General features: G+C 42.3%; 19 protein-coding genes. 4 read left to right on the top strand and 15 right to left on the bottom strand.

Going from position 1 to position 20,775, the window contains the following annotated elements:
• Window positions 1-540: 540 nt before the first annotated feature.
• Window positions 541-1,965: an oxygen-independent coproporphyrinogen III oxidase gene (hemN, locus tag I3257_RS09330; protein ID WP_238049555.1), complete on the top strand. Its 1,425-nt coding sequence runs from the start codon at window positions 541-543 to the stop codon at window positions 1,963-1,965.
• A gap of 277 nt (window positions 1,966-2,242) precedes the next feature.
• Here the strand turns inward: hemN and I3257_RS09325 are convergent, their stop codons facing one another.
• The 6 genes from I3257_RS09325 to I3257_RS09300 form a co-directional block, all read right to left on the bottom strand.
• Window positions 2,243-3,634, bottom strand: coding sequence for an esterase-like activity of phytase family protein (locus I3257_RS09325; protein ID WP_238049553.1), 1,392 nt, complete (start codon window positions 3,632-3,634; stop codon window positions 2,243-2,245).
• Window positions 3,635-3,798: 164 nt separating this feature from the next.
• On the bottom strand, window positions 3,799-4,659 hold the full coding sequence (locus tag I3257_RS09320) for an SPFH domain-containing protein (RefSeq protein ID WP_045447605.1): 861 nt from the start codon (window positions 4,657-4,659) through the stop codon (window positions 3,799-3,801).
• A gap of 15 nt (window positions 4,660-4,674) precedes the next feature.
• Complete coding sequence (locus tag I3257_RS09315; RefSeq protein WP_238049552.1) at window positions 4,675-5,172, bottom strand: NfeD family protein; 498 nt, start codon at window positions 5,170-5,172, stop codon at window positions 4,675-4,677.
• Between the two features lie 184 nt (window positions 5,173-5,356).
• A complete protein-coding gene (locus I3257_RS09310) occupies window positions 5,357-5,905 on the bottom strand; it encodes a porin family protein (protein ID WP_045453878.1) in 549 nt (182 codons plus the stop codon).
• 209 nt (window positions 5,906-6,114) lie between these two features.
• On the bottom strand, window positions 6,115-6,657 hold the full coding sequence (locus I3257_RS09305; RefSeq protein WP_045447596.1) for a porin family protein: 543 nt from the start codon (window positions 6,655-6,657) through the stop codon (window positions 6,115-6,117).
• A 111-nt stretch (window positions 6,658-6,768) separates the two neighbouring features.
• Complete coding sequence (locus tag I3257_RS09300; RefSeq protein WP_238049550.1) at window positions 6,769-7,314, bottom strand: porin family protein; 546 nt, start codon at window positions 7,312-7,314, stop codon at window positions 6,769-6,771.
• 307 nt (window positions 7,315-7,621) lie between these two features.
• On the opposite strand from I3257_RS09300, the gene I3257_RS09295 reads away from it, so the two are divergent.
• Together I3257_RS09295 and I3257_RS09290 are read left to right on the top strand one after the other, a co-directional pair.
• Entirely contained in the window at window positions 7,622-8,854 is a 1,233-nt protein-coding gene (locus tag I3257_RS09295; protein WP_238049549.1) for an 8-amino-7-oxononanoate synthase, read from the top strand.
• A 74-nt stretch (window positions 8,855-8,928) separates the two neighbouring features.
• On the top strand, window positions 8,929-9,738 hold the full coding sequence (locus I3257_RS09290; RefSeq protein WP_238049548.1) for a methyltransferase domain-containing protein: 810 nt from the start codon (window positions 8,929-8,931) through the stop codon (window positions 9,736-9,738).
• Window positions 9,739-9,846: 108 nt separating this feature from the next.
• On the opposite strand, the gene dnaK is transcribed toward I3257_RS09290, so the two are convergent.
• Window positions 9,847-11,790: a molecular chaperone DnaK gene (dnaK, locus tag I3257_RS09285; RefSeq protein ID WP_045453885.1), complete on the bottom strand. Its 1,944-nt coding sequence runs from the start codon at window positions 11,788-11,790 to the stop codon at window positions 9,847-9,849.
• A gap of 192 nt (window positions 11,791-11,982) precedes the next feature.
• Window positions 11,983-12,582 (bottom strand): nucleotide exchange factor GrpE, encoded by a 600-nt coding sequence (gene grpE / locus I3257_RS09280; RefSeq protein ID WP_045447584.1) that lies wholly within the window; start codon window positions 12,580-12,582, stop codon window positions 11,983-11,985.
• Window positions 12,583-13,036: 454 nt separating this feature from the next.
• Between grpE and I3257_RS09275 the strand changes: the two genes are divergently transcribed.
• Window positions 13,037-14,440 carry an alpha/beta hydrolase gene (locus tag I3257_RS09275; RefSeq protein ID WP_238049547.1) on the top strand — a complete coding sequence of 468 codons (1,404 nt, stop codon included), beginning with the start codon at window positions 13,037-13,039 and terminating at the stop codon, window positions 14,438-14,440.
• Window positions 14,441-14,549: 109 nt separating this feature from the next.
• Here I3257_RS09275 and I3257_RS09270 read toward each other — a convergent pair whose 3' ends face one another.
• From I3257_RS09270 to I3257_RS09240, 7 genes are all read right to left on the bottom strand, one after another.
• Window positions 14,550-15,692, bottom strand: a complete 1,143-nt coding sequence (locus I3257_RS09270) for a metallophosphoesterase (protein WP_238049545.1) — start codon at window positions 15,690-15,692, stop codon at window positions 14,550-14,552.
• Between the two features lie 156 nt (window positions 15,693-15,848).
• Entirely contained in the window at window positions 15,849-16,883 is a 1,035-nt protein-coding gene (locus I3257_RS09265; RefSeq protein ID WP_238049543.1) for a metallophosphoesterase, read from the bottom strand.
• A 187-nt stretch (window positions 16,884-17,070) separates the two neighbouring features.
• Window positions 17,071-17,532 carry a DUF393 domain-containing protein gene (locus tag I3257_RS09260; protein ID WP_238049541.1) on the bottom strand — a complete coding sequence of 154 codons (462 nt, stop codon included), beginning with the start codon at window positions 17,530-17,532 and terminating at the stop codon, window positions 17,071-17,073.
• 25 nt (window positions 17,533-17,557) lie between these two features.
• Window positions 17,558-18,409: a fatty acid desaturase gene (locus I3257_RS09255; protein ID WP_238049539.1), complete on the bottom strand. Its 852-nt coding sequence runs from the start codon at window positions 18,407-18,409 to the stop codon at window positions 17,558-17,560.
• A 115-nt stretch (window positions 18,410-18,524) separates the two neighbouring features.
• Window positions 18,525-18,980, bottom strand: coding sequence for a hypothetical protein (locus tag I3257_RS09250; protein WP_238049537.1), 456 nt, complete (start codon window positions 18,978-18,980; stop codon window positions 18,525-18,527).
• A gap of 72 nt (window positions 18,981-19,052) precedes the next feature.
• On the bottom strand, window positions 19,053-19,763 hold the full coding sequence (locus tag I3257_RS09245; RefSeq protein WP_238049535.1) for a hypothetical protein: 711 nt from the start codon (window positions 19,761-19,763) through the stop codon (window positions 19,053-19,055).
• Window positions 19,764-19,790: 27 nt separating this feature from the next.
• Window positions 19,791-20,753 (bottom strand): TIGR01777 family oxidoreductase, encoded by a 963-nt coding sequence (locus I3257_RS09240; protein WP_238049533.1) that lies wholly within the window; start codon window positions 20,751-20,753, stop codon window positions 19,791-19,793.
• Window positions 20,754-20,775 lie beyond the last annotated feature (22 nt).

Here is a 20,775-nt window from a genome sequence, read left to right as displayed (position 1 = left end):
TCAGCTAAAGAATGGATTCGCTTACCCTTCAATGCTAATGACGTTAGCAAGCAAGCCGTTGGCAATAAAATCCAGCTAAAAGAATAAGTTTGACGTAACTTAAATTAGTGATAGCTTAAATTAGTGATAAAAAGACCTCAGATATATGCTGAGGTCTTTTTTACTTTATGGAAGCAGCCTGTGTGCAGATCGTCGATTCATTATTAAGAAAACTCACCGACCACCCCACTGTAAACAAGGATTTGTTATACTAGTGCTTATTGATGGCTATAACTTTAGCAGCATATAGCGCTGTGAAAATTATTATTGATAACAGACTTATTATGGTTATTAACGATCTATCAAACACCTACTGGCTTTTAAATATTTGGTCGTTAGAGATGTAAGAACAGTAATACTCAAGGTCAAAACGAGGAGTACCGCATGACAGAACATTCAGAATCAAATACTCAGCAACCTTACAATCGTGCAGGAGAGCAACCGACCACGACACGCCCTGTTATGCAATCAGAAAGTCCTTATGCCAGTACGCGTGGCAGTATGATGAGTAAGCAGCTACCTGCATTTGATGAAGCTATTATTAATAAATACAATCGTTCAGGACCACGTTATACCTCCTATCCGACCGCTTTAGAGTTCTCACCCATCTCTGATGGTCTTGAGGCAAAGATTCTTCAGAACCGTGAAGCTCGTGCACCACTGTCTTTATATTTTCATATTCCATTCTGTCGTCACCTCTGCTATTACTGCGCTTGCAATAAAATTATCACCAAGAAAAATAGCGACTCAGGCGATTATTTGCAGTATTTAATCGCTGAGATTAAGCACAAACGCCGCCTTCTACCTGTCCCAGAAGGTAGTAGCAAACCCCTCGTTAAACAGCTGCATTTGGGTGGGGGTACGCCAACATTTTTGCGTGATGAAGAAATGGTTCAACTGTGGGAGTTTTTACAAACTCAGTTTGAATTCTTACCTGAAGACAAAGGCGATTACTCTATTGAAATTGACCCACGTGAGCTGAGTGGCGAGACGTTAAAAGTATTGCGTAACCTTGGCTTTAACCGTGTCAGTTTAGGTGTACAAGACCTTGATGAAACAGTACAAATCGCCGTCAACCGTGTACATTCAGCAGAGCTCATTGAAAATGTGTTAAATGAGGCGCGGGATCTAGGTTTTCATTCTATCAATATCGACCTGATTTATGGTTTACCGCATCAAACACCCGCAACCTTGGATAAAACGGTGCGCCGTATCATCGAGATGTCGCCGGATCGCTTGTCAGTATTTAATTACGCACACTTGCCAGAACGTTTTAAAGCCCAGCGCCAGATTAAAGAAGCCGATTTGCCAGATCCAGCGGCCAAGCTTACGATGCTTGGTAATACCATCAATACGCTGACCGAAGCTGCCTATCAATATATCGGTATTGATCACTTCGCCAAGCCTGATGATGAATTAGCCGTGGCGCAGCGTGAGGGCAAACTGCATCGTAACTTTCAAGGTTATACCATCATGGGCGATTGTGATTTATTGGGCTTCGGCGTCTCCTCTATCAGTCAAATTGCCAATGCCAATACCCGCTATATTTTGCAAAATGATACAGATTTATCAGTTTATCAAGCGAGCATCGATGCTGCACAAAGTAACTCGGCTGCCATGCCTGCGGTAAAAGTCATCAAAACATCCATCAAAGATCGCTTGCGTGAATATGTGATTATGAATCTACTCTGTCACGACTATATCGATTTTAAAGACGTCAATCAAAAATTTGGTATTGATGCCATCACTTACTTTATCAATGAGATTCAACAGCTTGGCGCCATGCAAGAAGACAAGCTCATCGATATGGACGCGGCTGGTATTCGCGTGCTACCAAAAGGTCGATTATTAGGTCGTAACGTCGCCATGGTATTTGATGAATATCTTGAGAAAAAACATAAGAACCGTTTCTCAAAAGTTATTTGATTGAGTGATTCCATACATTAAAAGCAGCCATAAAAAAGACCTTATTCGAGGTCTTTTTTATGGTGTTTAATAAAGCTGATGATTGACGAAAAATACCTCTAGGGCGTGTCCTCATTTCAAAAATGGTGATAAAAATGAGATAAATTGCAGTCAAACGAGGAAAATAGCGCAGATAATATCGGGATATTAACCAGCTATTTAACGATGTTTGGCAAATTTAGCCATTTTTAGCCCGTTTAGGTATGATCAATTGAATTGAGGACATGCCCTAGCCTACTCAGTAGCCATCACCACATTCAGAAGGCATCACCATATATAGCCTATTTGCATCTTCTATTGTTTTTTCACTGTCCAAATATTTCTGCTCAATTGTGCTTTTAGCATTGGCAATCATTGAATCCGTCATCGCAAAGTCATCGTCATTCAGTAAACCCAATGAGCCGTCTTGACGCAACCACAAACCTTCTAACTTATCATGCGGATACTCTACAGTCGCGAGAACGTCGACGACCAAGATTTTCTTGACTGGTTTGATAGCCAATTCCTTCAGCAATTGCCAATTTTTTTCATCTGCTGCAATAAGCTGCTCAAGCGTTTGTCCATTGATCGTTAAACCTAATACATGATCTTGCGTGATATTATCTGTATTTAAAATATTCTCAATATCAGTCGCCTGCGAGAGGTCAATTTTATAAATGAGCTTTTGCGCAGACTGGACTTGTAGCGGAAACCTGCGATCATGTTCAATCAAATAAAACTCGTGATTATTAATCGCAACGATACCCGAAGTCACATGGTGAGCATGATCGAGACGATACAAATACTGTGCTATTTGACCAGAGTATAGATTGATAGTGACGATGCGCGTCAAACTGGCGACACGACCTGACTGATCAGGGTTGTCCATAGAAGACTCCATAATACCCACCAGTGTGCTCTGATCTGGAGTAATCGTTAATGCTTCCATACCGCGATTTGCACGACGTTTGGTAAATTCTGCTGGTAGTAAAATCGGCTGACCATTATCCATTACATTATTGCGCTGATCGCTGGCAAATGCATTGATACGCTCAATCTCCACCCCCTGCGCATTATAATGAACCAAATGAGGACCATACTCATCACTGATCCAAAAACTGCCATCTGTGAGCGCAGCAAGACCTTCAGGATCTAAACCATTGAGATCGTTTTTGATAGGATTGGTCACTGCATCAAAAGGTAGATTGGGATTCATGGTCATCGGCTGGCCGTCGACATCGTAAGGGACTTCATTAGTTCCGCCGAGTGCTTGTGGATTTGGTAGCCCAGAGATAGGATTGCCATTTGCGTCTTTTAGTAGTATCTCTTTGATCTTAATAATTTGCCCAGCTGCTTGTAGCTCAAACAATCCGATGCGCGGTGTATAATCAGGTACTAAAAACTGTTTACCCTTGCCTGCACTACCTTCGAAATCTGCATTGGGACCGCGATCGGTGAGCACATAAAATTGATTGGCATTGGTTGGATGAGCCGCTGCATCTGAGCCAAAACCACCCCCTCTAACCTCAAGCTTCCTCTCAGGATACGCAGCATTGATATGCGTATCATCGAGCACGGTATAAGGTAGTGCCGTGCCTTGGATAAAGTCTTTTGTTTGAATAATTTCTGTATTAATATTTTGTATCGTCATTTTTTATCCCTGATATATATTTTATTCTTGTTAAACGAACGATATGAGTAATTTATTAGATGTAGCGTTCAGCACAATTGACAGTCGAAAAAATAGTCAGCGCCTAATAAGCTCACTGACCATTTTAAGAGTTAATGCTATAGCACATGGCTATACGTTACTTATTAAACCTTAAGCTTATCACCCACCATACCCTTTATCGTACTTAAAATATCAGCAGGTAATACCACCATTTTTGCATTGTCAGACTCTGCCAGCTCACGAATCGCCTTAATATATTGCTCACCAAGTAAGTAAACAATAGGCATCTCTTCCTCGCCCATTGCATTAGTAATCAAGCGAATAGACTCTTCAGAACCTCTCGCCAATACCACTTGTGCTTCGGCATCACGACGTGACGCCTCTAAACGTCCATCTGCCTCTAAGATAGCCGCTTGCTTTTGACCATCAGCACGAGTCACTGTCGCACGGCGCAGACGCTCTGCCGCCGCCTGCTCTTCCATTGATGCTTGCATCGTTTGCGATGGATTAATATCTTGAATTTCTACTGTCTTTAGGGTGATACCCCAGTCCGCAATATCTTCTGATATCGCATGCTTTAGCTTCATTTTGATTTCATCACGGCTAGACAATGCACTATCAAGATCCATCTCACCGATAATTGAACGTAGTGACGTCTGCACCAAATTACGAATACCATATTCATAATCTTCAATACCATAAACGGCCTTATCTGGGCGCACGATATTAATATAAGCCACGGCGTTGGCAATAATAACAACGTTGTCTCGCGTAATGACCTCTTGTGAGGGAATATCAAGAACAATGTCTTTGGTCGTCACTTTATAAGCGACATCATCAACGAAAGGGATAATAAGGTTGAGACCCGGCTCTAGTGTTTGGCTATATTTGCCCAATCGCTGCACCACCCACTTATAGCCTTGTGGCACGATTCGAACGCCTTTGAAAACCGTAAAGACAACCAGTGCAACCAAAACCACCATGACAATGCTGAAGCTTTCCATAATTCATCCTTATTATTATAATTGCATCTCTTTATTAATCGCTGCCTGCGATTTCATACTGCTCACAATCAGCTCATTACCGACAATATCGGTCACCACCACTCGATCTCCGACCGCCACCGGCTCACCCGTAGTGCGACACATCCACTCCGCTGCCCCAACAATAGGAACACTGAATCTGACGGTGCCCGCTCTATCTGGCTGTGGCTGGACGATAATCATGCCAGTTTCACCAACGATAACACTACCACCCAAGCCTGCTTTGGTGCGATCTACTGATAAGGGTTTAATAAACTTGAACCATGCCAGCAAGAATATGGCAGAAAGCACCAACCAAATAATAATTTGCACAGAGACAGAAATAGGCAATAGCCACGAAAGCGCGGCAACGATGATGGCAGCGGCACCAAACCAAAGGCTGGCGAATGTCGGCACAAACATCTCAATGATCAGCAATATAAAACCTAAGACTAACCAGTGCCAAGGTTCAATCATCCACAGCATCTCCATCATCACTACATTCCCTATCTTTATCATTCTAACTTTTAATGTAGCACATTTTTGGTGTTAATAATTTCTTAAAAATCATCAATATATGATGTGTATACTTCGAAAAATATGAGAAACATATATTAAAAATTAGAGCATAAAAAAACGACCGCCAAAGCGATCGTTTCTTTTTTCTTTAATCAACTTATTAAAACTTAATGTGAGCACCTAAAGTCAATAGAGTAATATCTTCAGCGACATAATCATATTCAGCTTCAACGCTCATGCTAGGGTTAAAGTTATAACCCAAACCAATACCACCAGCAACACCACTATCGCTATCGCTTTCACTAATAGTGTTTCCAAGTACGTCACTTAAAGACGCATCAATCTCAGCTTTAGCAAAACCTAACTTGCCTTTGGCATATAAACCAGTATTAGGGAATTGATAACGGTAAGTACCGTAAGCACCATAAGTTTTAAGGTCATATTCACCTTTAAGAAGTCTGGTACCTGTATCAACATCAGTGTCACTAGAGCCTACATATTCAACTTCAGCACCAAAGTTAGGATCAAAGTTATAACCAGCATAAATACCATAAGCAGTAGGATCATCTAGATCATCAGCATCTACCATGAACTTACCAGCTTTTACGCCAACATACGGCTGACCTGCATAGTTAACTGCCGCTTGCGCGCTGACACTCAATAAAGAGCCAACTGATAGGGCGATTAAAGCTTTTTGTAAAGTATTCATATATCTTCCTGTTAAATAAAACTAAAAATACCATCTGAATGAAAATAACAGAGCATATAAGTTAGCTGAACTATTGTCGAATTCGAGATATTAACAGAACCTTATTTCGAATGCACTCTTTTTTAATGACGCTTACAGTGCTTTTTATCGTACAAAAAAACGCACCTCATAGGGTGCGTTTTTTAGTTATCATACTGCTAATCAAAAACTTAGAATTTTAGCTGAGCACCAACAGTCATAAGATCTGCGTCGCTACCTAACATGTCATATTCAGCTTCAACACTGAAGTTTGGGTTAACCGAATAACCAAGGCCTACACCACCTGCAAGGCTGGTATCATCGTTAGAAATAGTTTTTCTATTAGAGTCTTCAACGATATAGTTACCTTCGATTTCAGTCTTAGCAACACCTAGCTTACCTTTGGCATATAGCGCAGTATTTGGGAACTGATAACGATAAGTACCATAAGCGCCATAGCTCTTGGCATCGATATCACCGTTATAATAATCGGCATCGCCTGAACCTACATATTCTGCTTCGATACCAAAGTTAGGATCAAAGTTGTAACCACCATAGACACCATAAGCAGTTGGCTTATCAGCGCCGTTTACATCTAGGTCAAACTGACCGACTTTTACACCAACGTATGGCTGACCAGTGTAACCGTTGCCATAAGATACGGCAGCTTGTGCACCCATGCTTAATAAAGAACCAGCTGCTAATGCAAGTAACGTTTTTTGTAAAGTTTTCATAGTATTCCCCTAGGGTTATATTTTTAATTATTTGTCTGTAAAGTATCTGAATGAGAAAAGATTATTATTGCCATCTTCTCTCACTCGTTTAGCTGATAAATCGTTTTGGCTTTAGAACTTCAACTGAGCGCCAACAGTAAGTAGCTTGGCATCGACATCACTGTCCATCATTGAGTATTCAGCTTCGACACCAAAGTTAGGGTTCACTGAGTAACCAAGACCTACACCACCAGCAAGACCTGTGTCGCTGCTAGATCTCGAAACTTTGACTGGACCAACGGTGTAATCACCTTCTACTTCAGTTTTAGCAACCCCTAGCTTACCTTTAGCGTATAAGCCAGTATTTGGGAACTGGTAGCGTGCCGTACCATATGCGCCATAAGTTTTGGCATCAAGATCACCGTTTCTGTAATCAGCATCATCTGAACCTACATACTCTGCTTCGACACCAAAGTTTTGATCGAAGTTATAACCACCGTAGACACCATAAGCAGTTGGATCATCTGCATTGTCGATATCTAGATCAAACTGACCGACTTTGACGCCGACATACGGCTGACCAGTGTAACCGTTGCTATAAGAAGTAGCGGCCTGTGCGCCAACAGTTAACAAAGAACCAGCTGCTAGTGCAAGTAGCGTTTTTTGTAGAGTTTTCATTATTAGCTCCTTAAAATCAATTTGGACAAACAAGTTATCTATTTATATTGGCCTTTATAACCCTATCGCCTTGTTTGCTAACGATGGGTATATAGTAACAAACTATTTCAAGTCGTCTGTCAGTGTTTGATGGTATGAGAGTTAAGATTTGCAAGTATTTATCAGTGCTTGGGTTACAAAGGCAAAGATATGAAATCTTTTGTTACAACCACTGAGTTTATGCAATAATCCCTACTCATTTCATCGCCTTTCTAGTAGAAATAAGCATAAAACAATAAGAGATACCGAATATTTTAAGGTAAAAATAATGACCGGACGTATAACTAGCCACCTGCAAGAAGCGCTTACAGCACTCAAAGCCACCCAACAATACCGTCAATTACCCAATCTTCAACATCATGGGCAATACGTTATTAGCGAAGGTAAAACCTTACTCAATATCGCCAGTAACGATTATCTGGGCTTAGGCGGCGACACCGAATTACAAAACGAATTTCTCAGTCAACTAACACTGCTATCAGTCGCACAAATACCTAAAATGAGTGCGACGTCCTCACGCTTGCTCACTGGAAATGATGCACAGCTACAAGCGCTAGAGTCTGAGTTGCAGGAATGGTATCAAACCGCTGTCGGCAAACGTGATATCTCTGCCTCAAAATCGGTATTGGTATTGAATAGCGGCTATCATGCCAATCTTGGTATATTGCCAGCCCTCACAGCCTTGCCAGTCAAAACACTGATCTTAGCTGACAAGCTGGTACATGCCAGCATTATCGATGGGTTGCGATTGAGCCAAAGCAAACTTGTCAGCTATCGTCGTTATCGTCACAATGATTATGAACACTTGGCGACGTTTATTGAGCAAGCAGCGCCAGACATTGAGCGCATCATTATTGTCACTGAGAGCATCTTTAGTATGGATGGTGATCGTGCGGATTTATGTCAACTGGTACAATTAAAGGCTAGCGATGCTCGTATCGAACTGTATGTCGATGAGGCTCATGCCATCGGTGTATTGGGTGATACAGGATTGGGACTAGCGGAAGAAACGCAGACATTGGCTGATATTGACTATTTGGTCGGTACTTTCGGTAAAGCGTTTGCCTCGGTGGGTGCTTATATCATGTGCGATGATGTCGTCAAGCAATGGCTAATTAACCGCATGCGCCCGCTAATTTTTAGTACTGCATTACCCCCTATCAATCACGCATGGACGCGATTTATTTTAGCAAAAATGCCAATGCTAAATAATCAACGTTTGCATTTAGCGCGGTTGTCTACCAAGCTTAGTCAAGCCATCGACCCAAGATACTCTGTGTCTCAAAACACCCAGCATCCACACTATGACTCACCGATTGTGCCTTACATCTTGGGCGACAATGCCAGCACGCTTGCCAAAGCACAACAATTGCAAGCAGCAGGTTTTTACGCACTGCCTATCAGGCCACCCACTGTGCCTATAAATACCGCTCGTATCCGTTTGGTGATGAATGCCAAGCTGACAGATGAAGACTGCGAACAATTGATACAACAATTATAAATCTGTTGTTATACATCAGCGACGTCAGTCCTGCTATCGATTGATAATTGGCTCACTTGGATATAATAAACCGTATGAAAACACTCACCACGCCTGATAACTTTAGCACCAGAAAACAAACCATCGCTCGTCATTTTGCCAATGCCAGCGACTATGATCAGCATGCCAATATTCAGCAGCAAGTATGTCAATATTTAATAGACAAACTCACTCACACTGAACACGATAGTGTGCTTGAAGTCGGTGCAGGAACTGGTCAAATGACCCGCCTACTCGCAGCACACATTCAAAGTCAATATTGGCTAATCAATGAATTATGCGCTGAACAAGCGGCTACTTTACAGTCCATAATGCCCAATGCTGACATAGCAATTGGCGATGCTGAAACGATGAACTTTGAGGATGAGCATAGCTTGATAATCAGTGCCAATGCAGTGCAATGGTTTGATGATCCCTTAAACTTTGTTGCGCAATCATCACGCCGTTTGCGAGCTGGAGGTCAACTGCTGTTTAACACTTTTACGCCAAATAACTTTTGGCAAATTAAAAGTTTGACCGGTCAAGGACTCTATTACCCAGATATCGACGAGTGGCAGTTGGCACTGATTAGTGCGGGTTTTGAGAAAATTGAACTGTCCACTCAGCGTTTCGAGTTACCGTTTGCCAGTCCCTACGCTATCTTAAAACATATGAAGTTGACCGGCGTATCGACCAATCAGACGCAAGTAAAAGCCAACAGCACCCAGCCCTTTATGTGGACCAAGGCACGCTTGCAACAGTTTGAGTCTGATTATTGGCAACATTTTTCGGCGCAAGATGACGACGGTCAGCCTATCGTTCATTTGACTTATGAAGTACTGATAGTGAGTGCCTTTAAATCATAAAGACAAGATATAGAGTGGTAGGATATTTCTTATAAATAACAGCCATAAAAAAACGCATCCCGAAGGATGCGTTTTTTGTTTTAACTGCGTTTAGTTACTAAATCACAATTATTTTTTGTCTTCGTCTACTTCAGTAAACTCAGCATCAACGACGTCATCATCAGCTTGGTTGCTATCTGCTGCATTGTCCGCGCCTTGTTGGAACTGGCTTGGATCCATGCCCTCGCTACCTGCGCCTGCATCAGCATAAATCTTCTGACTAACTGGCAAGAAGGCATTGTCTAATGCTTCAAGCTTGGCTTTGATGTCATCATGATCATCTTCTTTCATCACCGCTTCAAGCTCAGTGATAGCAGCTTCTACTGTTGATTTTTCTTCAGCAGTTACCTTATCTTCAGCATCTTTTAACGCTTTTTGTACCGCATGAATACGACCATCTGCTTCGTTACGAACTTGCGCTAAGTTAGCGAATTTTTCGTCTTCTGCAGCATTGGCTTCTGCATCACGAACCATTTGCTCGATTTCTTCATCCGTCAAGCCAGAATCTGCTTTGATCTGGATGCTTTGCGCTTTACCCGTACCTTTGTCAGTTGCTGAGATATTCATGATACCGTCAGCATTGATGTCAAAAGTAACTTCAATTTGCGGTAGACCACGTGGTGCTGGTGGAATATCCGTCAAATCAAAACGACCAAGCTGTTTATTTTGGTTAGCGATTTTGCGCTCACCTTGATAAACCTGGATGGTCACAGCTGGTTGGTTGTCTTCAGCCGTTGAGAATACCTGTGATTTCTTAGTAGGAATCATGGTGTTTTTCTCAATAACTGGTGTCATGACACCACCCATCGTTTCAATACCAAGCGTTAGTGGCGTCACATCAAGTAGCAATACGTCTGTTTTTTCACCAGACAATACCGCGCCTTGAATCGCAGCCCCTGCCGCTACTGCTTCATCAGGGTTCACATCTTTACGTGGTTCCTGACCGAAGAATTCTTGTACTTTTTGCTGTACCAGTGGCATACGAGTCTGACCACCAACTAAGATAACATCATCGATGTCACCAATTTTTATGCCAGCATCTTCAAGCGCAATCTTACAAGGACCCATGGTACGTTGTACCAACTCTTCAGTTAAGCTCTCAAGTTTTGAGCGACTGATAGTGACCACCAAATGCTTAGGACCATTGCTGTCTGCAGTAATATAAGGCAAGTTCACTTCAGTACTTTGGGCACTTGATAACTCAATTTTCGCTTTTTCTGCCGCTTCTTTTAGACGCTGCATCGCCAATGAGTCACCTTTCAAATTAACATCTTGGTCTTTTTTGAACTCATCAACCAAATAATCAATCAATGCTGAGTCAAAGTCTTCACCACCAAGGAATGTATCACCATTGGTTGCTAAAACTTCAAACTGCTGCTCGCCATCAACGTCAGCGATTTCGATGATTGATACGTCAAAAGTACCACCACCCAAGTCATAAACAGCAACCGTGCTATCGCCTTGCTTCTTGTCCATACCGTACGCAAGAGCCGCAGCTGTTGGTTCGTTGATGATACGTTTTACATCAAGACCCGCAATTTTACCCGCGTCTTTTGTTGCTTGACGTTGTGAGTCATTAAAATAAGCTGGTACCGTTACAACCGCTTCAGTAACAGTTTCACCAAGATAGTCTTCTGCTGTTTTTTTCATTTTTTTCAAGATTTCAGCAGAAACCTGTGGTGGTGCTAATTTTTTACCGTTAATTTCTACCCATGCATCACCGTTATCTGCTTTGGCGATTTTGTAAGGTACCATGCCGATATCTTTTTGCACGACTTTGTCATCAAAACGACGACCAATCAAACGCTTAATCGCAAACAACGTGTTGTTTGGATTGGTGACCGCTTGACGTTTGGCTGACTGACCCACCAAAATTTCATCGTTTTTATAAGCAACGATAGATGGCGTTGTACGAGTACCTTCAGCATTTTCGATGACTTTAACTTTGTCACCTTCCATCACTGCGACACAGGAGTTAGTCGTACCTAAATCAATACCAATTACTTTACCCATAATTATTTGCTCCTAATTTGTTTTAAGTATTTATCTATTCAGACCGTGGTTGATCTCTTGTTGCTATATATATCGGTTTACTTATGGATTTTTTCAAGTCAATCATCATGCAAAATTTGTCTTTCGTGTGACTTTTTGTGAAAACCCTTAATAATAGTAGGGTTTAGCACATTAAAAATCCAATTTTTAGTACTACTGTCCAACACGTACCATGGCTGGGCGTAATAAACGACCGTTCAAGCTATAGCCTTTTTGTAATACAGTACCGACAGTATCAGCCTCGGCTTCTTCATCAATACCCACCGCTTCATGAAGATCCGCATTGAATTTCTCGCCTTGTGGGTCAACCATTTCGACGCCGTTCTTATTTAATACGTCCAATAACGCTTTGTGCGTCAGTCTCACCCCTTCTGTAACAGGGTCATCGGCATGGGCGCTTTCGATGGCGCGTTCTAAATTATCGACCACTTCTAATAACTCTTTGGCAAATTTCTGCAAGGCAAAACGCTTGCTCTTATCCGCCTCTTGCTCCATGCGTTTTTGTGCATTGTAAGCTTCAGCATTAGCACGAGCGGTAACTTCTTTAGCTTGCTTTACTTCACCTTCTAGCTCAGCGATGCGCGCTTTAAAGGTGTCGAGATCGATTTCATTTTCGATGGTCATCTCTTCACCTGAGTTATGCTTTGGATCAAACTCTTTCATGGTTTCTTCTAAAATACTGTCACTGTGTTCAATATTGTCATGCGCCACATTTTGCTCAGGCGATTCGTGGTTGGTATTTTGCTCGCTCATGATAGCTCCTTAGAATTTTAATAATGACAATTTATATAAGAGGCAACAAGCTCACTATTTGCTAGGGATACTGTGCTCTTATTAAATAATTAACCTGTCTTACACATTGTTTTTATGAGTACCTTCTACTAGCTGTTTGATAAAGGTGATGGAGCTAAATTTCAAGCCTAAGCCAAGGGAATTTTTCTAATTTACAACAAATATTGCCTAAATCTGGATTAAAGTGCTCAAAACAGAATGTCATAGGTGGTAAATGGCTATCCATGTTCGTTAACACAAGCTACAAGAAAGCAGTACTTATTCCAAAAAACTTACCGTTGGTACATAAGCCATTACCAAACAATACTCAACTTTATTTTTGATTACTCTATTATTGCTACAAATAGTATGGCTAATGTCAAAGTGAACGCTCATATATGACAACGCATACTGACAATCCTTAACGAGAAGTGTTATGTCTAAATCAACCGTGTTATCAATCAATGCGCTATTAAATAAAGCGCTGATGACGATAAAGCTCGCATCAACAGATCGTATAGATAATGGTATAAGAGAAGAAAATGGCACTCAAGAGAATCGTTTGACCGTCAAACAAAAAGTGCTTAGCTATAACCCGTTGACGACTTGCCAGCCGCATACCTTGCACTATGCCATGAAAGGAGTCGGCTATCTGCCAACGCCACTATTAGAGAGCTTGGTTGGTTATTTGAAAGGACCTAGCTCAAAACAATATCTGCACGCCGATGCTCACCTGCGTTTGATTCTCGCGGTGAATAGTAAGCTTAAAACGCCTCTTGAGCTGACACCAATGCATGAGCTGCGCGAAAGGTTCGCCGCTGACGCCGTGGCGATGCAAGCACCGCAGGTATGGCAGCAAGCAAGTGACAATATCATCGGCAACATGAAGCGATTTACGAAAAAAAATCAGAAGCTTGTGCATTGGGAAGACAAAGTGATTGCCAACGCTGATGATGGCGATATGACCATTCGCTGTTATCAATCAGACGCGAGCTCTCATGGCTTAGGGTTCAAAAAAGCGGATACTCATAATTCTGATGAAACAGTGTTGTTATATTTTCATGGGGGTGGATTTTGTATTGGTGATGTCAATACCCATCATGAATTTTGCCACGCGGTTTGTGAGCAAACGGGCTGGCCGATAGTTAGTGTTGATTATCGCTTAGCACCTGAGCATCCAGCACCAGCCGCATTAAAAGACTGTATCACTGCCTATGCTTGGCTGGCTGAGCATTGCCACACCTTAGGTGCTTTACCCTCGCGAATCGTGCTGGCAGGCGATAGTGCTGGCGGCGGATTATCCACTTTGATTGCTCAACAACTCACTGCGCCCTCGCAAATCGCATGGTCAGATCTGGGCATTGCAGGTCAAAAAATGTTCGATTTATTAGAGCGCTTACCAAAGCCGCTTGCACAAATGCCTTTGTATCCTGTGACGGATATCGAAACGGATTATCCAAGTTGGGAGTTATATGGCGAGGGATTATTATTGGATCATGCCGATGTGGCTGTATTTGATGCTGCTTGTTTAGATAACAGCCCCTTGCCACGCCAGCATATCCTTAACTGTCCGATGCTTGGTGATAATAGTAAAGTATGCCCGACTTATATTGTCGCCGCAGAATTAGACGTATTACGTGATGAAGCATTTGCTTATGCAAAGCAATTAAAGGTGCATGGTGTAGCAGTCGAGACTCATACCATTCTAGGTGCGCCGCATGGTTTTATTCATTTTATGAGTATTCATCAAGGTATCGGACAAGAAACAGGCGATATTATTAAAGGGTTTGCGAGTTTTGTGCGTGACGTTATCAATACCCAGTCACAATTAGCGGCATAGTTATCAATACAGTTGTATAAGAGAGTGCCTGTTTACTTATAAAATAGAATGGCACTGCCACTATTTAAACGTTACTTTTTTAAGCATTGTTTTCTTAAATATGACTTGCTTAAACGTTATCTCCAACCTGACCATTCAAAGTGATGAGCCAAATCTCTGAGCGCGAGCCCAGTCGAAACGGAATGCCCCAAAAGCCGTAACCAGATGACACCACAAAGTGACTGTCATTGATAACCTCATAGCCATAGCCCAAGCGGTTGATGGCACTAACAATGAAGTTGGCGGGGAATATTTGACCGTTATGGGTATGCCCAGAGAGCTGCAAATCAATCGGCATTTGGCTGTGCTCAGCAATACCACTTGGTCTGTGGTCTAACAATATCAGCGGCTCAGCGCTATTGACCTGCGCCAGTAGCTCAGTCGTCGGGACGCGCTGACGCTTATGATTGTCGAAGCGTCCCATCAACCAAAGTGCTTGCCCTTGGTGCGTGAGGCGTATGACTGCATCATTTAGTAACTGCACGCCAGCAGCACGCAACGCCTCACTAATCGACTGCTCGTGCCCGTACAAATCATGATTGCCTAAAGTTGCATAGACCCCATACGGCAGGCTTTTGCATAACTCAGCCAAGTTTTCTGCCATTTTATATGTGGTAAATGCCTGTATATTGTCATCCATGATATCGCCTGGCATCAGCAATATGTCTGCTTTATGCTGCACAATAAGACGATGCAGCCTATCTATTGCGCCAATCCCAAACAATCTCCCGATATGCAAATCGCTAGCGACCGCAATACGTAGCGGCTTGACCAAAGGCTTATCAATATCAATAGATAACTTACGCACCACAGGCGCATAAGCGCTGTATAGAGCATAAACAAATAACCCGATAAATACTGCCAATGCCAATATGCGCAGCCCAAAATCGACGGTAGCCGATGTAGCCAGCACATCACCGGTTAGCAATGTGATTAGCCAATAGCCACCATAAAATAGGCTGGTAACTAAAGCCGTCAATAGCATAAAGTGCATGGCCAACATCCAACCACTGATCCAGCGATAGCTATTGGCAAATGCTCTATTGACACTGAGTAGCAGCAAACCGTTGGTAATCACAAATACGATGACCCAGACAGAAATTTGCCAACCTACTGTCTGCCAAGGCTGTAACCACCATTGCACGCTTAGAGCAGCGCCGACACTAAAGAGCTGCAATAGCGCAAAAATGGTAATGAAAAATGCGTAGCGCATGAAGAATCCCTGAGTATGATGGCGTCAATGCAGTATGTTTTTAGCTAACCAGACAAGCAAAGTAGCTATTAACCAGCCTAGCAGCAAATAAAAGCCTCTACCATTTAGATATGGTAGAGGCTTTATCATAAGGGTAACACTTTTTATTTAAATAGCTCATACACCAGACTGCAACGTAATTATCCAAACCTCAGAACGCGTACCCAGTCTAAATGGTACGGGACCGATACCATAACCAGAGGTCACCAAAAACTGCGTATCGGCTATTTTTTTGCTGCCATAGTTTAACGGTGTCAACCAATCCATCAATATCGTTAACGGGAATATCTGCCCGCCATGGGTATGCCCAGACAGATGCAAGTCAACTGGCAGGGCGCTGACCTCATTCATCGCGCTAGGACGATGCTCCAAAAATATCACCGGTTTGTCTGTCTCTACTTGCGTCAATAATTCCTCAGCTGACAGTCTGGTACGATCGATGTCATCTGAGCGCCCCACCAGCCATACTGAGTCATTTAATAGCACACTCTCATTATCAAGCGCTTTGATGCCAGCCTCTTCCACCGCCTGTGTAATCTGCTGGTCATAACCGAAATAATCGTGATTGCCTAAAGTCGCATAGACGCCAAGCGGAGCCTTTAGCTTTGATAACTGCTCATGCATATTCGTATTATCGTAAGCAATCGTATTATCATTCATAATATCACCAGCGATCACTACGACATCGGGATGTTGCGCATCGATAAGGTTTACCATTTTTTTTATCTGTCGATTGCCAAACCATCTACCCAGATGCGTATCAGAGACAAGCGCGATATCCATTGGCTTAGCCAGCGGTTTATCACTCGTAACAGTTAAACGATGTACGACGGGTGAATAAGCATTAAATATCGCTAAGCTAACAATGGCGATATAAACTGTAATGGCAAAGGTTCGCAAGAGTATTAGACGAGGTTTTCTCTTAAAGAACTTATAGACAATGAGCGCAACTACAGAAGTTATCAAACCGGCATAAAACATAAAACCTTGCAAAATACTAATGACCAGATAGACGTGAAAGCGCTCACCCCAAAACTCAGTCAAGCCATAAATGAGAGCACTATTATTAATAATAAAGACAACAGCTATCAGTGCAGCTTTTGCAGCAGTCGTTTTTGGCTTTATTAACCAGTAAATAAGAACGGTGGTCATAACAGCTAGCAACTGAGTAAAAACGATGAAGAACCACATAGTAAGGTCTAATCAGATAGAGATAACGCTATCTTACGTCAAAAGCTGGATGCTCTGAATGTATTGTCTTTTTTTCCACGAAAACTTCATATGCTTTACGTCTAGAGTGCTGTTGCCACAAAAATAAATGGTTGCCAATAAACGTACTTTAACGTGTATTTGGTGCTATTTTGCAAACGCCGTTTTCACAAGCCTGCATCACTGCTTTGCCATAGAGCAGCTTGGTCACCCAATTCGGAATTCTATAGCGATTGCGCGCGACATACGGATAAGCGAAGTCGCCAAGTTGTTTGACCACTGGCAAAAATAACAACGTTGACAATTTCACGCTGCCCGTTCTGTAGAGCAGCCGCACGGCATCCATGTGAGTATACCAATTGCCGTAGCTGTCTTGCACACACATATAAGTCATCGCATCCTTACGGCTGAATCCTGCGACTGCCAACTCATCAACCCCCTCGTCTACAGGAACTAAGTGTATCTTTTCCGGTTGACGTTTTTTCATATTATGCGCCTCGGTGCTACATATCACGCACGCATCATCGTAGTACATGGTAATGGACAAATTCGCTTGCTCTCTATAGCTGTTGATATGGTTTTGGATAATCATCTTACGACTCCTTTCTGAGTGATAACTAAATATCAAGGTGGCTGGAATTGGATTTTTGAGTCACGCTAGATTTTTGGTGCTGATTGGCTGCGGCTAAAAAGGGAATGACTGGCTGCTGCGTCCATTGCGGTGCGGCAACATCTAAGCGCTTCGCCAGTGTTGGTAAATGATTAGTCGGGACAGCTGGAAATAGGTGATGCTCAATATGATAGAGCAAATTAAAGGTTAGCAAATTAATCAATGGATGGCGCTCACTGCGGGCATATACCACATCATCGCAACCATGATGGACACTCCATACGGCAAAGAATCCCACCATGATATTGGCCAATATCATCACCAATACGTGATATATCAAAACTGGATGCATCGTGATAAAAGCGGTGGCAATCACTGCGAAAATGAGCAACAGATCAAAGCCAACGAGCATACGATTGCGGCGGCTACCATGCGTCAAGCCAAACCACTGAATCGCAATCGAGAAAAGTCCGCCTCCCAATATCGCCTGATACCAAGGCAGACGAGCCCAATTACCCTCGACATCGCTGTCACCCAGTGGATCTCTATGATGATTGAGATGTGTGTGCCGAATAGCATGCGTGCTACAGAGCATCGTGATACTGAGAAGAAACAGCATGAGCTCTGTGGCGACTTTACTCACCCCTAAAGTGCGGTGATAGCAATCATGCGCTTGTCTCAGTGCGGCAGTAAAAAAGAAAAATGTCGCCACAAGTGCAAGTAACCACCACCCTTGCCACGCGCTCCACCATGACAATAATAAAAAAGGTAAAGATAAGAAAATATTATAAACGGTCTCGCTCAGACTAAGCTGACGCAAATCTTGCCATTCAACACTGGCTAACGAAGGATGACGCATGATGTTCTCCTTACTTGGTGATAAGCAGTAGCTGTCTTGCTGGCGCGACCACTTAATTTAATCGGCTGTTTTAATTTACTTTATTTCTGTCAATAGTGAAACTTAAAGTTAAATTTTATTTGTGTCCAGGTAATGCGATTAGACCTGTGACTATTGCACTTGCACCACCGATACAGCAAAACAAGACAATTCCTATTACAGAATCTATCGAAGCCGACTCTAGAATAAACCAAACTATGCATAGAAAAGTGTTCGTAAAACCAATTATAAATAGTGGAAATACCTTTCTTATAGAATCGAAATATATCTCCAATTTAGATGCATAATAACCCGTTAAAAATGCTGGTAACAAACCCAGAAAAAAACCAAAAACCGCGCCAGCTGCTAACATTTTAATAAAGTCGAGAGCATCGTTTACAGAAATACTTTCTTTAACTATAGTTATCACAATGATATATGAGATGAGAATTAAGCCACCTATCGCACCACCTAATAATCCATAAATCCCTATTACCTTCCCTTTTGGATAGTTGATTACAGTAACTGTAGCACTGCTCTCAATACTACTCATACACACCTCCATTTTGTTTCACATGAAACATAAATATTAAACAACAAATTGGGTATGCTTCACATGAAACATCTATTCACTCATTATCGAAGCCGTATACATCGCTTTGACATCTTTAGTCGCAGAATCATCAATCGTCAACATAAACAGCATCTTTCTCTGTGTATCAGGCGCACTCCAACTATATGACAAAGTTGTTTTAACACCTCCTCCCACTGGTTTGGTGTTGTTATCTATTTGAGTGGCGATAAAAGGTGACGGGGGTTTGCTATAAACCTCAGTAAATTGTTGATTAGCCAATTGAGCATCTAACTCTTTGGCATAAATAGCGCAAAGGTTCTTGTTATCAGGAATTGCCAATATATAACTACCGGTATCAGCAGGTACTGGCCAAGCCGAACCTGTTTCACCTGCTAAAATTTGAGAAGCTTGTGCGGTAGGAAATTTAGGTAAAGCTTTGAGATTACCTCGCAACTCATCAAGCTTGAGTAAATACTGCATACAAGTTGAGGCATATATAGCTTGAAAAGTCTCTGCCTGCTTTATCCCTAAAACATTTTCGTCGCTACTCATCACGACTGCCTTATCCTCTGTATTAGAATCAGTTTGTATAATCGACCCTTCCTTTGAGTCAGTAGCCGCTATTTTCAGTTCCGGTTTTGGTTCCGTTGTTAATTCTGATTGTGGCGTTTGCGTTTTTACATCGGCATTATCACTACAAGCTGTAGTGATAGAACCTGACAGCGTAGATAGTAGAATTAAACTGACTGCTTTTTTGTTCATAATTATTCCTCAAACATATTCGAAAGTTTACTTCTGCTCTTCTAAAGCTTGCTTCAGTGTTGGCTGTTTAAAATCATAACCTGCTTCCTGTAATGCTTGAGGCAATACCTTTTGTCCATCTATTAGTAGCGTCGACATTTCACCAAAAATTAACTTAAGTAAGAAATTTGGCAAGGTAAAAAATGTTGGACGGTGTAGCCATGCTCCAAGCGTTTTGGTAAAAGTATGATTGGTCACTGGATTAGGCGCAGTGAGGTTATACACGACCGCTATCGTATCATTTGTAGTCCGTAGGGTATTTTCATGCGTAGTTTGACTGCTCGCATCATCAGTAAGATGCTGTTCAATGATGAATATCACTGCCCCAACCCAGTCTTCACGACTGATCCAGCTCATGATTTGTTTGCCATCACCCAACTGTCCACCGACACCCATCTTAAACGGGGTTAATAACTTACCAAGCATCCCGCCATCAGGATGAATGACGACACCGGTACGCACGATAGCTACAGGCACGCCATAGTCAGTGGCTTTCAGGGCAAGCTGCTCCCATTCATCACATAATTGATGAGCAAAATCAGTTTCAAAACCACTGCTTTCGGTAAGAGGTTTATCGCCTTGTGCGCCATACCAGCCAATCGCAGATCCGCTGATCATTAGCTTGGGCTTAATATTGGTGCGCTTAATAAATGCCAATAAGGATTCGGTAGGCTTGATACGGCTGGCGAGCAACTGCTCTTTGCGCGCATCGCTCCAGCGCGAGTCAGCAATGCCTGCGCCTGCTAGGTTTAAGATAACATCAAAGTTTTTATCTGAGTGCGCTAGCTCATCGTAGGTCATCATGCTGATCGCGTCAGGATGCGTTTGGCTGCTATCGCGTGTTAGCCATGTAATGTGCAAGTCCTTATCTTGCGTACGATAACGTTTGATAAGCTCGTCACTAAAAGCACTGCCTAAAAAGCCTGAGCCACCACTGATTAAAATATTCATGTCCTACTCCCTATATTTTTCG

It is taken from the genome of Psychrobacter sp. Ps7, assembly GCF_022129225.1.
Classification (GTDB): domain Bacteria; phylum Pseudomonadota; class Gammaproteobacteria; order Pseudomonadales; family Moraxellaceae; genus Psychrobacter; species Psychrobacter immobilis_A.
This window is presented reverse-complemented; position numbering and strand designations above follow the sequence as displayed.

What these genes read in the sequence shown, in the direction of transcription:
- hemN (WP_238049555.1), top strand. Translation starts at nt 541, where the DNA reads ATGATGAGTAAGCAGCTACCTGCATTTGATGAAGCTATTATTAATAAA.
- I3257_RS09325 (WP_238049553.1), bottom strand. Translation starts at nt 3,634, where the DNA reads ATGACGATACAAAATATTAATACAGAAATTATTCAAACAAAAGACTTT.
- I3257_RS09320 (WP_045447605.1), bottom strand. Translation starts at nt 4,659, where the DNA reads ATGGAAAGCTTCAGCATTGTCATGGTGGTTTTGGTTGCACTGGTTGTC.
- I3257_RS09315 (WP_238049552.1), bottom strand. Translation starts at nt 5,172, where the DNA reads ATGATGGAGATGCTGTGGATGATTGAACCTTGGCACTGGTTAGTCTTA.
- I3257_RS09310 (WP_045453878.1), bottom strand. Translation starts at nt 5,905, where the DNA reads ATGAATACTTTACAAAAAGCTTTAATCGCCCTATCAGTTGGCTCTTTA.
- I3257_RS09305 (WP_045447596.1), bottom strand. Translation starts at nt 6,657, where the DNA reads ATGAAAACTTTACAAAAAACGTTACTTGCATTAGCAGCTGGTTCTTTA.
- I3257_RS09300 (WP_238049550.1), bottom strand. Translation starts at nt 7,314, where the DNA reads ATGAAAACTCTACAAAAAACGCTACTTGCACTAGCAGCTGGTTCTTTG.
- I3257_RS09295 (WP_238049549.1), top strand. Translation starts at nt 7,622, where the DNA reads ATGACCGGACGTATAACTAGCCACCTGCAAGAAGCGCTTACAGCACTC.
- I3257_RS09290 (WP_238049548.1), top strand. Translation starts at nt 8,929, where the DNA reads ATGAAAACACTCACCACGCCTGATAACTTTAGCACCAGAAAACAAACC.
- dnaK (WP_045453885.1), bottom strand. Translation starts at nt 11,790, where the DNA reads ATGGGTAAAGTAATTGGTATTGATTTAGGTACGACTAACTCCTGTGTC.
- grpE (WP_045447584.1), bottom strand. Translation starts at nt 12,582, where the DNA reads ATGAGCGAGCAAAATACCAACCACGAATCGCCTGAGCAAAATGTGGCG.
- I3257_RS09275 (WP_238049547.1), top strand. Translation starts at nt 13,037, where the DNA reads ATGTCTAAATCAACCGTGTTATCAATCAATGCGCTATTAAATAAAGCG.
- I3257_RS09270 (WP_238049545.1), bottom strand. Translation starts at nt 15,692, where the DNA reads ATGCGCTACGCATTTTTCATTACCATTTTTGCGCTATTGCAGCTCTTT.
- I3257_RS09265 (WP_238049543.1), bottom strand. Translation starts at nt 16,883, where the DNA reads ATGACCACCGTTCTTATTTACTGGTTAATAAAGCCAAAAACGACTGCT.
- I3257_RS09260 (WP_238049541.1), bottom strand. Translation starts at nt 17,532, where the DNA reads ATGATTATCCAAAACCATATCAACAGCTATAGAGAGCAAGCGAATTTG.
- I3257_RS09255 (WP_238049539.1), bottom strand. Translation starts at nt 18,409, where the DNA reads ATGCGTCATCCTTCGTTAGCCAGTGTTGAATGGCAAGATTTGCGTCAG.
- I3257_RS09250 (WP_238049537.1), bottom strand. Translation starts at nt 18,980, where the DNA reads ATGAGTAGTATTGAGAGCAGTGCTACAGTTACTGTAATCAACTATCCA.
- I3257_RS09245 (WP_238049535.1), bottom strand. Translation starts at nt 19,763, where the DNA reads ATGAACAAAAAAGCAGTCAGTTTAATTCTACTATCTACGCTGTCAGGT.
- I3257_RS09240 (WP_238049533.1), bottom strand. Translation starts at nt 20,753, where the DNA reads ATGAATATTTTAATCAGTGGTGGCTCAGGCTTTTTAGGCAGTGCTTTT.